13 protein-coding genes are annotated in these 15741 nt (G+C 66.9%); 5 read left to right on the top strand and 8 right to left on the bottom strand.

The window, feature by feature from the left end; genetic code table 11:
* Positions 1–52: 52 nt before the first annotated feature.
* A complete protein-coding gene (gene proA / locus Q5696_RS07310; RefSeq protein WP_305094533.1) occupies positions 53–6043 on the top strand; it encodes an anti-phage protein ProA in 5991 nt (1996 codons plus the stop codon).
* Between the two features lie 49 nt (positions 6044–6092).
* On the opposite strand, the gene Q5696_RS07305 is transcribed toward proA, so the two are convergent.
* A protein-coding gene (locus Q5696_RS07305) for an IS3 family transposase (RefSeq protein ID WP_305091796.1) occupies positions 6093–7237 on the bottom strand; the annotation gives its coding sequence in 2 pieces (ribosomal slippage) (positions 6093–6964 and positions 6964–7237; 1146 coding nt in all).
* Between the two features lie 201 nt (positions 7238–7438).
* On the opposite strand from Q5696_RS07305, the gene Q5696_RS07300 reads away from it, so the two are divergent.
* Positions 7439–8020, top strand: coding sequence for a T3SS (YopN, CesT) and YbjN peptide-binding chaperone 1 (locus Q5696_RS07300; protein WP_305094532.1), 582 nt, complete (start codon positions 7439–7441; stop codon positions 8018–8020).
* Positions 8021–8060: 40 nt separating this feature from the next.
* Here the strand turns inward: Q5696_RS07300 and Q5696_RS07295 are convergent, their stop codons facing one another.
* The 5 genes from Q5696_RS07295 to Q5696_RS07275 all read right to left on the bottom strand — a co-directional run bounded on the left by Q5696_RS07295 (position 8061) and on the right by Q5696_RS07275 (position 11201).
* Entirely contained in the window at positions 8061–8429 is a 369-nt protein-coding gene (locus Q5696_RS07295) for a hypothetical protein (protein WP_305094531.1), read from the bottom strand.
* Positions 8430–8454: 25 nt separating this feature from the next.
* Positions 8455–8973 (bottom strand): DUF3558 domain-containing protein, encoded by a 519-nt coding sequence (locus Q5696_RS07290; protein WP_305094530.1) that lies wholly within the window; start codon positions 8971–8973, stop codon positions 8455–8457.
* A 67-nt stretch (positions 8974–9040) separates the two neighbouring features.
* On the bottom strand, positions 9041–9934 hold the full coding sequence (locus Q5696_RS07285) for a slipin family protein (RefSeq protein ID WP_305095168.1): 894 nt from the start codon (positions 9932–9934) through the stop codon (positions 9041–9043).
* Entirely contained in the window at positions 9931–10398 is a 468-nt protein-coding gene (locus Q5696_RS07280) for an NfeD family protein (protein WP_305094529.1), read from the bottom strand. Before Q5696_RS07280 ends, Q5696_RS07285 begins: the two co-directional genes overlap by 4 nt.
* A gap of 104 nt (positions 10399–10502) precedes the next feature.
* Complete coding sequence (locus tag Q5696_RS07275) at positions 10503–11201, bottom strand: hypothetical protein (RefSeq protein ID WP_305094528.1); 699 nt, start codon at positions 11199–11201, stop codon at positions 10503–10505.
* A gap of 304 nt (positions 11202–11505) precedes the next feature.
* On the opposite strand from Q5696_RS07275, the gene Q5696_RS07270 reads away from it, so the two are divergent.
* From Q5696_RS07270 to Q5696_RS07260, 3 genes are all read left to right on the top strand, one after another.
* Positions 11506–12270, top strand: coding sequence for an 8-oxoguanine DNA glycosylase OGG fold protein (locus tag Q5696_RS07270; RefSeq protein WP_305094527.1), 765 nt, complete (start codon positions 11506–11508; stop codon positions 12268–12270).
* 28 nt (positions 12271–12298) lie between these two features.
* Entirely contained in the window at positions 12299–12961 is a 663-nt protein-coding gene (locus Q5696_RS07265) for an SIMPL domain-containing protein (protein ID WP_305094526.1), read from the top strand.
* Between the two features lie 122 nt (positions 12962–13083).
* The gene (locus tag Q5696_RS07260) at positions 13084–13680 is read left to right on the top strand and encodes a TetR/AcrR family transcriptional regulator (RefSeq protein ID WP_305094525.1); all 597 of its coding nucleotides are present in this window, start codon (positions 13084–13086) and stop codon (positions 13678–13680) included.
* A 13-nt stretch (positions 13681–13693) separates the two neighbouring features.
* On the opposite strand, the gene Q5696_RS07255 is transcribed toward Q5696_RS07260, so the two are convergent.
* Positions 13694–14620, bottom strand: a complete 927-nt coding sequence (locus Q5696_RS07255; RefSeq protein ID WP_305094524.1) for an alpha/beta hydrolase — start codon at positions 14618–14620, stop codon at positions 13694–13696.
* 17 nt (positions 14621–14637) lie between these two features.
* Positions 14638–15573 carry an SDR family oxidoreductase gene (locus tag Q5696_RS07250; RefSeq protein WP_305094523.1) on the bottom strand — a complete coding sequence of 312 codons (936 nt, stop codon included), beginning with the start codon at positions 15571–15573 and terminating at the stop codon, positions 14638–14640.
* Positions 15574–15741 lie beyond the last annotated feature (168 nt).

Genomic DNA, 15741 nt, shown 5'->3' with positions numbered 1-15741 from the left:
GGCCGGTGCATCGGCCGGTTCCGGCGGGTGGGGGTTCGTTCGCGGAGGGGCGATGGGGTCGCTGGAGCAGGGTGTCGTTGTGGAGGCCGACGGGTTCGAGGTCCGTCTGCTGGGGCAGCCGGCTGTGAATCTGGCGTTGGCGCACAACCGGGTTCCGTTGATTTCGGCTTTGACGGTGGTGAACACGTCGGGGCAACCGATGACCGATGTGTCGGTGACCGTGCAGTTGCACGGCAACGGCCGTGAGCTCGCGCCGGCCTGGTCCCGCACCCATGACGGCGTGCTCGACGCCGATGCCGCGGTGTCGTGGACCGATTTCGCGGCTTTCACTCCCCCTGTCGACTATCTGCGGGGCCTGAACGAGAGCCATCCCGCGTCCATCACGGTGACGATCGGCCGGCTGTGGGCAGGCACGACCGAACTGGCGGTGCCCACCCGCATTCTGGCCCACAACGAGTGGTTCAACGCGCCGATCTACTACGAGTCCCTCGCCGCGTTCGTGCAGCCCAACACGCGGGCCGTCCTGTCCGTCCTCGACGCCGCGTCGGAGATCCTGGGCCGCAACACCGACAGTTCCGCGATCGACGGCTACCAGGGTGGCCCGGAGCGGGCCGCGAAGATCGCTGCGGCCGTGTACGAGGCGCTCCGGTCGCGTCGCATCCGGTACATCAACCCGCCCGCGTCGTTCGAACGCACCGGGCAGAAGGTTCGGACCACCGCGCAGGTCATCGAGGACCGGTTCGGCACCTGCATCGACCTCTCCGTCACCTACGCGGCCTGCCTCGAGGCTGCCGGACTGTATCCCCTGGTCTGGCTCGTCGAAGGCCATGCGTTCGCGGGCTTCCTCCGCGACGACGACGCCACCGTCGTCCGCGCCACCGAGACGGAACAGAACGCGATGGTGAACCTCGTCGAATCGGGGCTCGCCGTCCCGGTCGAGGCGATCTACTACGACGACACCGCGGCGGGAAGTTTCGCGTCCGCCGTCGACGTCGGCGGGCGTCACTTCGCACGGCCGGAGAACCTGCACGGCGTCCTCAACGTCCGTGGGGCGCGGCGGGACGGGCTCACCCCGCTCCCGAGTTCCGACGAGGTGGTGGTCGAACGTTCCGACGAGCCGATCCCGCTCTCCGACAGTGTCCTGGAGTTGCCGGATCATCTCGAGACCCACGCCGCGGACGTCGACACCGTTCTCGACACCACCGACGACGCACCCGCGCGGGTCCGCAAGTGGAAGCGGTCGCTGCTCGACCTGAGCACCCGCAATCGGCTCCTGAATCTGCGGCGTTCCGCGCAGGTCGTCGACCTGCACATCCCCAAATCGGGGCTGGCGGTCCTCGACGACATCGTTCATTCCGGCAAGCCGATCACGATGCAGCCGCACGACGACCTGTCGTCGATCCACCAGCTGCAGGGTGCCCGGGTCGCCGCCGACATCGCCCCGGATCTGCTGCGCGACAGCCTGTCCACGGATCATGCCGTGTATGCGGCCGTGTCCCGCGACCTGTACGTCCGACGGTTCAAGGAACTGGCCCGCACGGCCCGGATGCTGTTCGAGGAGACCGGCAGCTCCAACCTTTACCTGACGTTGGGTGCGCTGATCCATCACACGTCGACCGGTGCGGAGGCTCGCGCCCCACTGTTCCTGTTGCCGGTGAAGATCGTCGGCGGGACCGGGCGCAGCCCGTACCAGATCGTCGTCGACACAACGGAAGTCGCGTCCCCGAACTACTGCCTCGTCGAGTGGCTGCGACTCAAGCACAACGTGTCGATCGATGCGCTCGAATCGCCGAAGCTCGACGCCAGCGGACTCGACATCGGCCAGGCCCTGCAAGGGATCCGGGCGGCATTGGTCGACAACAAGATCGACCTGCGGATCGACGAGGTCGCGACGGTCTCGATCTGCCAGTTCGGCACGTTCGGGATGTGGAAGGACCTCACCGATCACTGGGATGTCCTCGAGCAGAGTCCCATCGTCCGGCATCTGACGCATCACGCCGGTCAGTCGTTCCGCGATCCGCAGGCCACCGACGATTCCGGTCTCGACGACATCGTCGTCGACGAGGCCGCCGTGCCCGTCCCGATTCCCGCCGACGGCTCCCAGCTGCGTGCCGTCGTGGCCGCGGGACAGGGGCGCACGTTCGTTCTCGAGGGGCCGCCCGGCACCGGCAAGTCGCAGACGATCACGAACCTGATCGCGCACGCCCTCGACGAGGGCAAGACCGTGCTGTTCGTCGCCGAGAAGCAGGCGGCGCTCGATGTGGTGAAGAAGCGGCTGGGCCGGGTGGGGCTGAGCGAGTTCACTCTCGACCTACACGGGAAGAGCCAGACCCCCAACGCTATTCGCGAACAGCTGCGCACCTCGATCGACCACACGGTCCGCTACAACGAGCACAGTTGGACCGCGAAGCTCGCCGACTACCGGACCCGGCTCGCCCCGCTCGCGGACTATCCCGCGAAAATCCACGGCCGCAACGGTATCGACCAGTCGCTGTGGGTGTCGTACGACGACCTCCTCGGTGTCGGAGCCGGTGTCACCGCACCGATTCCGACGGCGTTCGTCACCTCGCCCACGGTTTCTCGCACGGAGCTGGCCGACGCCGCCGAACAGTTCTCCAGGCTGGGTCGCTCGATCCCGGTCCACGACGGCAGTCCGTGGGCGATCGTCGGCCGTCTACCCGACGCCGCCGACGAGACCCGGGTGGCCGCGGACGCCGCCCGGCTCGCCGCCGCCCTGGAATCGATTCACGCGCATCCCCGGATGCGGTCGCTGCTCGAGTGTCTCGACGAGCCCGCTCGCATCGACGCACTCCACGTGCCCGCGTCCCGCCAGCTCGGACGCCCGGTCCCCGACGCCGCCACGCTCGCGTGGATGCGGGGGCCGCAGTTCGCTGCCGGACGGGACGCCCTGCACGCCGAGATCCGGCGTCTCCACCAGTACTGTGCCCCGCTGCTGGCGATGTTCGATCCGATGTTCGTCGAGGCCGGGGACATCACCGCGTTCGTGACGGAGGCGGAGAACGTCGACAAGGGGGTGTTCGGCAAGAAGAAGCGGGCCGAACAGTTCCAGCGGAGCATCGAACCGTTCGCCGTCTCCGGTGCGGACCTGGCACCGGATCGGGTGCTGCCGTTGCTGCGGGCGATCCCGGGTGCCCGCGAACATGTGACCCGTATCCGCACGCAGGCGGCCGAGTTGTTGGGACCGTTCGCTCCGGTGGCGTGGAATCCGTTGGCGGCCCACAGTATCGACGACCTGGCGCCGATCTTCGAATACATTGCCGCGACGGTCGCGTTCGTCGACGCCGAACCGGAACTGTGGCAGCTGCTCGTGTCGCAGGGCTTCCCCACCGCCGACGAGATCCGTCTCCTCGACGAGGTGTCGGCGGCGTGGACGACCTGGTGCGGTTGTGTCGGCGCCGACGACGAGTCGCTCGCCCGGTGGCGGGGCGACGCGCACTGGCTCGCGGCATGGGAGCGGGACAGCGCGGCATGGACCGACGAGGCCCGCAGCAGCGGCGCCCGCCGGTTCCGGACCTGGTCGCGGCTGTCGGGTTTCCTCGATCCACTCCGCCGGGCCGGGCTCACCGAGTTCGTCGACGACCTGCTGGCCGGCCGGATCTCCGCCGGTGAGGCGCCGGTCGCGTTCATCCGGGGTGTGGCGCACGCGTCGATCGCCGAGCGGCGCCGGGTGAGCGGACTCGCCGATTTCGACACCGCGCTGCGCGACGGCGAGGTGGACGATTTCGCGGTAGCCGCGGACGTGCTGCGCGCCGAGCAGGTGCGGGCGCTGCCGGCGTCCCTGCTGGCCCGACGCCCCTTCCGGGCCGGCGCCCTGCGCGGCGACATCGGGGAGCTGCGTCGTCTCCTCGACCGCAAACGCGGCGGTGCCACGTTCCGTCAGCTGATGGCCCGCTACGGCGAGCACATTCTCGCGGCGACGCCGTGCGTGTTCGTCAGCCCCGGCTCGCTGGCCCAGTTCGTGCCACCCGGCTCGGTCACCTTCGATCTCGTCGTGTTCGACGAGGCGTCGCAGGTGACGGTCGCACAGGCGATCGGTGCTCTCGGGCGGGGCCGGTCCGCGGTGATCGTCGGTGATTCGCAGCAGATGCCGCCGACATCGTTCGGGCAGGTGTCGACCGCGGACGACGACGAGGAGGACGAGGACGGCACGCTCGCCCCCGAGGATTCGGAGAGCATCCTCACCGAATGTGTCGAGTCGGGTGTGCCGCGGCTGTGGCTGTCGTGGCACTACCGCAGCCAGGACGAGTCGCTCATCGACTTCTCGAACCGGCACTACTACGAGGGCCGGCTTGCGAGCCTCCCGTCGCCGGGTGGCGATGTCACGGCCGGTGTCGAATGGCGGCGGGTCGACGGGCATTTCAACCGCGAGGACAAGAAGCACGAGTTCCGCACCAACCGGGTGGAGGCGGAGGCGATCGTCGCCGAGATCCGCACCAGACTGTCCACCCCGCACCTGGCCGGCCAGAGCATCGGTGTGGTCACGTTCAACACCCAGCAACGGACGCTGGTGCAGGATCTGCTCGACGAGTGCGACGATCCGCGGGTGCGTGAGCAGCTCCGCGCCGACGCCGAGGAGGGCATCTTCGTCAAGAACCTCGAGAACGTGCAGGGCGACGAGCGGGACGTGATCCTGTTCAGCACGGCGTTCTCGAAGAAGCCCGGGGATCCGAAGCTGCCGTTGAACTTCGGCCCGATCGGCCGTGCGGGCGGCGAGAAACGGTTCAATGTGGCGATCACGCGGGCACGTCGCAAGGTCGTCATCATCACGTCGTTCGACCCGGCCGACATCGACCTGACCCGCACCAACTCCGTGGGCCTCGCCCATCTGCGCGGCTACCTCGAGCTCGCCGCCGCAGGCTCAGCCGCCGGCCGGTCCGGCAGCAGCGAGGGCATCGACGCCGTCCACGAGTCGGTGTGTTCCGCACTGCGTTCACGCGGCTACGAGGTGGAGGCGAACTACGGGCTGTCCGAGTTCGTTCTCGACATCGTGGTGCGTGAGCCGGGATGCGATCACTGGCAGGTGGCGTTGATGCTCGACGGCCCGCGGTGGGCGGACCGTCCCACGGTCGCCGACCGGGACGCCACACCCCGGCTTCTCGAGGACATCATGGGCTGGCGGTCGTCGTTGCGGGTGTGGCTGCCGGACTGGATCGACATGCCCGAACGGATCCTCGAACGTGTCGACGTGGCCGTGATCGTGTCACGCGGCCGACGCACCTTCTTCCTGCGGCAGATGGAAGCTGCTGCCGCGCAGCGGGCGTCGGAGATGGCGGAGTTCGAGGCGCGGGGTCTCGACGACGTCGCGGTCGAGGACGTGGACGTGGACGTGTCGGAGGATGTCGAACTGTCGTGGGGTGCGGCATCGGAGGACGACGACGTGCCGGATGCGCCCGAGGTTCAGGAACACGCGTTGATCGCGTCGGCCGCTGTGGATGTTCCGGTGGTGTCGGTGCGGGACTGGCACGGTCGGGGTGTCGAATACCGGTGTGCGCCGACCACCGCGATCGGGGAACGCGAGGATCTCGATCGGACGTCGTCCCAGTCCGTGCGGGGGCGGATCACGGCGGCGGTGCGGGAGACAGTGGAGATCGAGGGGCCGATCGAACTGGATCGGCTGGCACGAGATGTGGGACGCCGCTTCGGCTTCGACCGCGTGTCCGCGACGCGCAAGGGTTTCATCACCGACTGTGTGCCGGCGGAACTCGTGCACGCCACGGCGCTGGGCAGTTTCGTGTGGCCCCGCGAACTCGACCGGGTCGAGTGGCGCGGCTACCGCACCACACCCGAAGGTGTCACCCGCTCCCTGGGCGACATCGCGCCCGAAGAGATCGTCAACGCGATGGCCGCCGTATGCCGGGGCCATGAACTCGACATCGAACCCCTCATGCGGGAGACCATGGCGGTCTTCAACCAGACCCGCCTCACCGGGCCCAGTCGCGACCGACTCGAAGCCTGCCTCGACCACGCACTCGGCAACGGGCGGCTCATCCGGAACGGGGAACGGATTCGGGCGGGGGCGTAGGAGAGTCGGGGACTGCCCCGAGTTCAGTTGACTCGCGGGGTGTAGAGGTTCAGGCCGCGAGTGGGGCCTGATTGAGGGTCTCATACTCGACCGGGGTGAGCTTGCCGAGGCCGCGTTGACGACGCCGACGGTGGTAGGTGCGTTCGATCCAGATCACGATCGCCATGCGGAGTTCGTCGCGAGAAGCCCAGCGCTGCCGGTCGAGGACATTTTTCTGCAGCAGCGAGAAGAACGACTCCATCGCCGCATTGTCGCCACACGCCCCGACACGCCCCATCGAACCCCGTAACCCTTTGGCGGACAACAGTTCCACGAATCTTCTGGAACGAAATTGACTGCCCCTGTCGGAATGCACGATCGTCCCCGCCGGGCCACGGAGGGCGATCGCGTTCCGCAACGCCGCCACTGCCAGCTCGGAGGTCATGCGGGAATCGATCGAGTAGCCGACGATCCGGCCCCCGAAGCAGTCCTTGATCGCACACAGGTAGAGCTTGCCCTCATCGGTGTGGTGCTCGGTGATGTCGGTCAGCCACAGCTTGTCGGGCCTGTCCGCAGCGAATTCGCGGGCGACGAGGTCGTCGTGGACTGGCGGTCCGGACTTGCGGCTCAGACCGCGTTTCTTCGCGAAGGCCGACCAGATCCGCTGCTGTGAGCACAACCGCTGCACCCTGTTCTCGCCGGCGGTGATACCTCGGCTCGGGAGCTCGTCCGCGATGAACCGGTACCCGAACGCCGGGTCGTCGGCGTGGATGGTGAAAGCGGCGTTGATCAGGTGGGCGTCGTCCCAATCACGCTGCGAGACAGGGTCCTGGCACCACTTGTAGAACGCTTGGGTGGAGAATCCGAGCACCCGGCAGGTCACCGCGACGGCGATGCCGTCGGCGGCAAGGTCGAGGACCAGCGGGTAGGTCATTTTGGGGGCAACTCGCGGGCGAAGAACGCCGCGGCCCGCCGCAGGATCTCGTTCTCCTGCTCGAGCAGGCGGTTGCGTTTGCGCAGTTCACGCAGCTCGGCGGACTCCTGCTCGGTCACGCCGGGACGGACACCGTCCTCGATGTCGGCCTTCTTGAGCCAGTTGTGCAGTGTGGCCTCGGAGATTCCGAAGTCCTTCGCGATCCGGGACAACGGCGCATCGCCCTTGCGGGCGACGGCGACGACGTCGCGGCGGAACTCTGCGGGGTAGGGCCTGGGCATGATCAATGATCCTTCCAGGTGAGGATCAATCCTCACCGGTCAGGAGTCAACCAAAGCCGGGGCAGTCCCTGTGGTCCATAACGCACCGTCAGAGCCAGGTTCGGCCGCTACCCGATCCGCCGTCCGCGATAGCGTGTACTGCACACATCGTTCGACTCGCGCCGCCCCATTTTCCGGCCGGCGCCGGAACAGGGGATCACCATGACCGACCACGACATCACAGAGCAGCCGCTGCAGCTCGACGGCGCTTTCGCGATTGCCACGGACAGCCGTGAGCAGTTGCACGATCTGTCCGTCCGGGCGCTGACGGAGCTGCTGGGTAGTGCCCCTGAGATCGACGAGGACGGTGACATCGCGGTTCCGGTTCACGGTTTCGGGCTGTATGTCACGGTCGCGGAGGACGGGCCGCAGTTGCACGTGTGGGCGTCGCTGCTGAGCGAACTCGGCGAGTCCACCGCAGCCACCCAGCATCTGCCGGAGCTGGCTGCCGAGTGGCCTCGTCTGCGTTTCACGATCGAGGACGGGCATCTGTTGGTGTCGACGCTCGTCGACGCCGATCCGTTCGCGCCGCAGCATCTGATCAATCTGGTCGACGAGATCCACGAGCTCACCCACGACCTGGACGACGACTTCGCCGCCAAGTTCGGTGGTGTTCTCGATTGCGACGCCGACGACGACTCCTACGCAGGCGGCTGTGGAGGCTGCGGCGACGACTGTGCCTGCGGCAGCCACGACGCCGGCGATCTCGGCTCCACGATTCCCGTCGGCGAGCCTTCGAAGTAATCCGATCGGGTGGGTTCGCGGGACTCCTCGAACCCACCCGTCACTCGGGGTCGATCGCCCCGATCATCGACGCATTCGCCTGCTCGGTCTCGGCATAGCGGCGTTCGATGGTCTCGAAGACGGTTCGCATGCGCTCGACCTCATCGATGTGATCGGTCAGCGCCTGCACCATCGAATACTCTCCGCCCACGGCTTTCGCCTCGAATTTGGCCTTCAGTGCGAGTCCGCTGGGAAGAGTTCCGAAGCCCTCTACGCGCCCCAACTGGTGTGCCCGCTCTCGGATCACCCGCAGTTTGTCTGCGAACTCGACGCACTTCCGAGCACACTGCTTCGCAGTCCCCGGATCCATGGACAGATCACCGGCCTCAACCACCGCAGTGAGGCCTTCCCATCCGTAGTTCTCGACCATCCGCAATCTCCTCCCCTTGATCGGACTACTCAGGTAGATACGGCTCGAATACCTGAGCTACACGCAACGCTGCATCGCACGGTGCTTCTGCCGTCAAGGTCTTCCCTGACTCAGACACCGAGACCATCACCGCACGACCGAACACCGCCGTCGCGACGTCACAGCGAGACCTCACTCGGTCGCTCACGTCACGGAACGTGAACGCCTCCCGCCCTGCCAGGTCCACCGGTACGAACTCTTCGAAGTCCGGGTTCTGCCGTACGTCGTCGAGGGTGTATGCCGACGAGAAAACCGTGACGAAGTGGGTGTCGTTATTCCACATGCAGATGTTCCACCCCGGCTGGTGCACGTCCATAATGTCGCGCTCTTCCGTCGCCGGATCCATGCCCACTGCCCGCACGGCGTCGTCGGGGATGTCGTCGCACGGACTGAACACCGGCTCCCCGGCTGTTTTCCCGACCGGTCCTGCGTCCCCGGCCACTGTTCCCGACGAGCATCCGGCCAGCACGAGCACCGCTCCTACGATCCCCAGTGCTGCACGCACCTGTTTCCCCCCATTCACGCGGCTCACACTAGTTCGACGCACCGCGGCGGGAAACGGTTCCAGTCCGCTACCTGTGCATCTTCTGTGCGTCGGCAGCCAGAGACGTCCAGCCGGCGATGAGTGCTTCCATGTCGCTGCGTCCCCGCAGCGCGGGCGTCTCGGTGCCGATCGATGAAGCGGCCGGAGTCTCAACGGGGCCGCTGGCGTCACCCGCGGAGCCGAGGAACGGCCGGATCAGGTCGATGGGCATCGGGAACACGACTGTGGAGGTGTTCTCGCCGCCGATTTCTCCGAGGGTTTGCAGGTAGCGGAGTTGCAGGGTGGTGGGGTTGCGGCTGATGACGTCGGCGGCTTCGGCGAGCCGCGACGATGCCTGATATTCGGCTTCGGCGTTGATGATTTTGGCGCGGCGTTCGCGTTCGGCTTCGGCTTGGCGGGCGATGGCGCGTTGCATGTCGCGGGGAATCTCGACGTCTTTGATTTCGACGGTGCTGACTTTCACACCCCACGGTTCGGTTTGCTGGTCGATCACTTTCTGCAGGTCCTCGTTGAGGCGTTCCCGCTCGGCCAGCAGGGCGTCGAGTTCGGCTTTGCCGAGGATCGAACGGAGGGTGGTCTGCGCGATCTGTGATGTGGCCGCCACGTAGTCCTCCACTGCGAGGATCGAGCGGTCGGCGTCGACGACGCGGAAGTACACGACGGCGGTGACCTTGACGGGCACGTTGTCGCGGGTGATCACTTCCTGCACGGGCACGTTCAATGTGACGGTCCGCAGGCTGACCCGCACCATCCGGTCGATCGCCGGGATCAGCAGCACCAGTCCGGGTCCTTTCAGGTCGACGAGGCGGCCGAGCCGGAACAGGACGCCGCGCTCGTATTCGCGTAGCACCCGCACCGACGCCGATGCGATCACCACTGCCGCCAGTGCGACGACGAGCACGGCCAGAACGATGGTGGTCAACATGGCAGCTCCCACGATTCACGACGCCGTACGCCCAGCGTCAGCCCGTGCACCTGTTCGACGACGACGGACTCCCCCACGGTCGGTGTTCCGGGGTAGCCGAACTCCATTCGGGCGCTCCACAGTTCGCCACCGGTCTGCACCTGGCCCCGGTCGCCGTCCCAGGTGCGGACGACGGCGTCGGCTCCGACGAGCGAATCGACGTCGCCTTGGACGGGGGCGCGGCGGGCCCGTAGGACTTTCCGTCCGGTGACGGCGACGGTTCCGAGCCCGACGGCGGCGACACCCACGGTCACCGGCACGGCCACCTCGAATCCGAAGCCCCCGGATTCGATGAGCAGCCACACGCCGACGCCAACCAGGGCTGTGCCGGCGATGCCGAGCACACCAAAGGTCGGGACGTGGGCTTCGAGCACGATCAGCGCCACACCCACCACCAGCGCCGATACCGCCAACGCAATCATGTGCATTCACCTGCTGCGAGGACCCGATCGCTTACGTAGCCATTCGCGATCGGGGCCTCACCGTCAACGGTAGGCGTGGAGTAGAGGTTCGGCCACCGTGCGGTTCAGTCGCCGATTCGGAACGATGCTTGTGGGTGCATCGGATCGTCGTCGCACTGCAGGTAGGAATCTGCGTGTGATCGGCCGGGCACGTACGGCCACATGCACATCCAGCCGTCGATCTTCGCGTACCGTCCCTGCCCCTGTGCTTCCACAGTCGGATCGTTCAGGTAGCGGTCCGCGATCGCCAGCGCGGCCTCGCAGTCCACTGCACCGTCGAGAACCACCACCGGTAGCGCGGTGCGGCCCATAACGGTGCCGCACCGGTCGCCGACACCGGACAGTTTCGGGGCAGCTGTCTCGGGTGCGCCGTTCGAGACGATTTCTACCTCGCCGGCCACACCGTCGTATCGAAACGATCCGGCAGGTCCACTGCACTCGAGAACAGCACCCGACGGAGTCGTCGCGCATTCGAGTTCACCGACGGTCAGTGTCGCTCCTGCGGGCAACACCGGGCCGGCAGTAAGTCCGCCGGCCACATTGACGACCTTGCGGGCTCCGTCCGGGTCGAGCACGACGGCGTTGGCGGGAGCCCGGACCCCGGTAGACGGATCCACGATCGGGGTCTGGTCCACCAGTTTCACACTGCACGACATGTGCGGGCCGGGTGTCGATGCGTTCGGATTGAACCAGCAGCCCCCGACTCCCGACTCCAGCCGGAACGCATGTTTGCCGTAGCCCAGGTAGTAGTCGTCTGCCGACACCGACATAGGTTCGTTCGACACGGTCTCCGACGACGTCGACGGCGCCCCGGTGGTTGTCTCTGCGGATGATGTCGGCGACACGGTCGATGTCGTCTCGGCTGCGGTCTCCGCGTTGTCGCCGTCGGACGGCCCGCACCCCGCGAGTAGCAGCACGGCCGCTGCACCGATTACTGCCGTCGTAGATCCACGCACTGTTGTTCCCCCGAATCTCCCCGAACTACAAGATCGGGTGCGGATGCTACCGACCAGCACCGACACCGTGTCGTACCCGGCTCTTGTCGGTGCCCGGTGCGATCATCGCGGCATGCATCTGCTCGACGAAGGGTTCGCTCCTCCGGAGGCGTGTGTGTTGTGGTGCCGCGCCCGCGCCTATCCGCTGCATGTGCTGGACGACAGTGCGCACGTGGATCTGGACTGGTGGAATCACCATCTGCGGGAGGTGGGCCACGAGGTCGTGCTGCACGGGCGTGATCTGGACGGTCGGATCGTGGATCGTGGGACGGCGGTGGTGCAGCGTAACGATCTGCAGTTGGGCAGTGCGCTGGTCGAATCCGATCATGATGCGTTGGGGTTGTTGTTTCTGTGTGCGGCGTGGCGCAGTGCGCATCGGGACCGTCGGGCGTCCCGACGGGTACCGGATGTGTTCACTCCGCTCGTCGAGCAGAATCCGCTGGCCCGTATCCAGCAGGTGCTGGATCGGTGCGTGAAGGACAAGCGGATTCCGGAGCCGTCGGGCGATTCGTGGTCGGGGTGGCCGGACATGCCGGGGGTGGGGGTGTCGTTGATGGCGCTGTTCCTGTGGGCGGCCGGGGTGCGGCGCGGTGGTGTCCGCGCCCAGTTGATCGACCAGCACGGGGTGTCGACGCTGATCCACGAGGGCTGGCTCGAGGAGCCGTCGGTCAGTGGGTTCACGTTGCGCCGCTACGACCGCTATCTGCAGCTGCTCGACGCGTGGTCGCAGCGGGTGGGCACCGATCCGGAGCTGATCGAGATGTGGCTGGTGCAGCGCTGGAATGCTCGCGTGCGGGAGGCCCGCAGTGGCGCCCATGCGGAGCCGACGCTGTTCTGACCGCCCCGCTCTCGGGAACACTGGTGTCATGACGAACCCTGTCACGATCACCGTCACCGGCCATGGCGAGCGTTCCGTTGCCCCGAACCGGTGCGTGGTCCGTGTGAGTATCGAGTTCGACGGCTCGAGCCGTGCCGAAGCAGCGGATGCCGCGACCTCGTCGGCGGCAGCCCTCACCGACGCGATCCGTGGGGTCGAGCACGATCTGTCGCGCTGGTCGCTGGATCGGGTGCAGCATTCCCGCTACCGCCCGTATCACCCGGAGGGCGAGAGGCTGCCGTGGAACTATCGGTCGACTGCGACCGGCGCGGTGACGGTCCGCAATCTCGATGCGGTCGCCGCGATCGTGGATCGGCTGGCCGGGATCGAGGGCGTCGACGTCACCGGTATCGGCTGGAGTCTCACCCGCAAGAGGCATGCGAAAGTAGTTGCGCGGGTGCGTGATCTGGCGGTGCAGGATGCTCTCGCGAAGGCGCATGGTTATGCCGACAGTCTCGGTTTCGAGAATGTCACCGCGGTCGCGCTCGCCGATCCGGGTCTGCTCGACGGACACCGCCCCGACGCCGGTATGCCCGTGATGCGGTCGATGGCGGCGTCGGGGCCCGCGCACGGTGATCGGCCCACCGTCGAACTGGTCCCGGAGAAGCTGCGGATCACCGCGGATGTGGAGGCACGATTCGAGGCGCGGTGAGCGCAGCCCCGATTGGGTGTCCCGCAGGATCAGGTGGGCATGGAACCCGCGGTCGGGTTCGTCCAGGGCGTGCCGCGGCATCCGTGAACCTGCCGACGTCCGCCGTGTGTTGAACTATCGGTATGGAAAGCGAGACAGGGCACGTTCCGTCGTTGCGTGATGTGCAGAAACAGCGGACGCGCGCCCACTTCGTCGACGTCGCCGCTCGTTTGATGAGTGAGCACGGGTACCGCGGGACGACCATCGACGACATCGCTCGGGTCGCCGGCGCGAGCCGGGCCACGCTGTACTCGTATTTCCCCAGTAAGGATGCGATCGTCCGGGCGATCGTGCTCGAGTCGTGGGATCGCGCGGAGGAGCTCTACGCCGACTTCGGTCGGCTCGGCGAGTGGACTCGGCCGTCCATCCGTACCTGGGTCGAGCACGTCGTCGAGGTGTGGGAGGCCAGTAGTTCCCGGTTGCGGGTCCAGTCCGCGGGGCTGGTTCAGTTCGACGAGTTCTACATCGACTACCACCGGCGGTTCATTTCCGCCCTGACCGCGAACACCGAACTGTGGGGGCGGTTCGACGCCGCCGAGACCGAGCGGCGTGCGCTTCTCCTCATCAGTGGTCTCGAGCTGTTCCTCAACACGTGGATGGTGCGAGGGTGGTCGGTCGATCGCGACGGTGCGATCGACACGATCACCGATGTCTGGCATTCCACCCTCTCACCGGGGTGACCGACGCCTCCGGTCAGGTCGCGGCGAACTTGGCGCGCACGATGCCCCCGATCTCCGCGAGTGCCAGCCGGGCCCGTACGTGACGGTCCGCGTGCATCAGGAACCCGTGTGCGACACCGGGATACCTGAGCAGGGCTGTCTGGACGCCGGCGTCACGCAGCCTTTCTCCGTATTCCTCGGCACCGTCGCGGCTGGGATCGTGGGAGGCGGTGACGACGATCGCGGGCGGCAGTCCCGCAAGATCCTCGGCGAGTGAGGGCACACCGTACGGGTGGTCCGTGGCTGGGTCGTCGCCGAGGTAGAGGTTCTTCGTCCAGGCGAAGTCACCCGCGGTGATGATGGGGCCGTCCGCGAACTCGTGCACCGACGGTTTCGTGTCATCGCGGTCGAGACCCGCATAGATCAGTAGTTGGAACGTGATCGGTGTACCGCCCTGATCGCGGGTTTGCAGTGTCGTCCCCGCGGCCAGTGCCGCGCCCGCGCTGTCGCCCGCCAATGCGATCCGGTGTGGGTCGATACCCAGTCGGGTGGCGCTGTCCGCGGCCCATTGTGTCGCGAAGTACGCCTCGTCGTTCGCGACCGGGAACGGATGTTCGGGTGCGAGCCGGTAGTCGACACCGAGGACGACAGCATCGCAAGCCTGTGCGATCAGCCGCGCAAGCCGGTCGAAATGGTCGATACTGCCGATGATCAGTCCGCCTCCGTGGAAGTAGACGATCGCGGGGAGTCCCGCAGCGGCACGCGGACGGTAGGCGCGGATACGCAGTGGCCCGTGGGGACCCGGCACGATGTGGTCTTCGACGTGGTGCATGGGCGGGCCCGGTGGTTGCGGTACTGCGTCGAAGGCGGCCCGTGCGGCGTCCACTCCGGCTACGTGCATGGGCACCCAGTTCTCGCGTGTGCCCAGGTACGCCGCGACGTCGGGGTCGAGTTCGAGCATCGGTGTCATCTCCTGGTTCAGGACGCGACCTTGGCGTCGGTGTCCGGCTGTATCCGTGCGGTTTCCCAGTCGGCACGCACGTTCTCGCCCATGCGGCCGACGAAGGCGTCGAGTTGCGACCACATCGAGGTGGAGACGGTCATGCTGCTGTCGGCCATGACGTCGTCGATCAGGGTCGACCATGCTTCCGGGTTGTGGTCGCCGGACAGGGCTCCCTGCGTTTCCGCCTGGACCACGCGTGAGACCAAACCTCCTCCGACGGTGAAGGATTCGCCGCTGACGACGGTTTCGGTGTGCAGCAGGTAGGCGGCGAACGCGGCGACTGCGCGTGCGGGGAAGTGTGTTCGCATGAACTCGGCGAACTCGGTGTTGTCGATTCCCGCGGTGGATCGTGTCCATGCAGCCGGGAGTATCGCGTTCGAACGGATCCCGTCGCGTCTGCCCAGGATGGCCTGGGTGCGGGTCAGTGAGAGGATTCCGCCCTTGGCGGCCGCGTACCCCGGCATTGCGGGCGCACCGAAGCTGCCGTTCGACGAGATGTTGAGGATCCGTCCCGCGCCGGTTTCGGCGAGATGCGGCCACGCGGCTTCGGTGATGCGGTGCGCTCCGCGCAGATGGACGTCGACGAGGGTGTCGAAGTCACCGCCCGCGCCGGCATTGTTGATCACGATGTCGAGGCGCCCGAACGAGTCGAGTGTGCGGTGCACGATGTCGTCCGCGTCGGAGACGACGTCACCGCTGACGCCCACGGCAGTCCCACCCCCGTCCGTGATCGTCCGCACCGCCTCGGCCGTTCCGGGCTCGCTCGTGCCGCCGGCCCAGTCTCGACCGAGATCGTTGACCGCTATCGCGCAGCCCCGTTCGGCCAGCTGGGTGGCGTAGGCGAGTCCGAGCCCGAAAGTGGACACGCCGGTGATCAGTGCGACCTGTCCGTCGAACCGAAGCTCTTCCATGAGCGATGCTCCTCTGGTCGGGAATGTGACTGCTACGCAAGTGGTTACGGCGACCGGATACCTCGGTCGGCGTGAGACGGACGGTAACCCATCCGAGAGCCCCGAAACAGCTTTTCGGGCCGAAAAACATATCGTGTTCCCGATAATCAGACTGAGAGTCTGGACATC

The sequence above is a fragment of the Prescottella sp. R16 genome, assembly GCF_030656875.1.
Lineage (GTDB): Bacteria > Actinomycetota > Actinomycetes > Mycobacteriales > Mycobacteriaceae > Prescottella.
The sequence above is the reverse complement of the archived record's forward strand: the minus strand, read 5'-3'. Positions and strand labels throughout refer to the sequence as shown.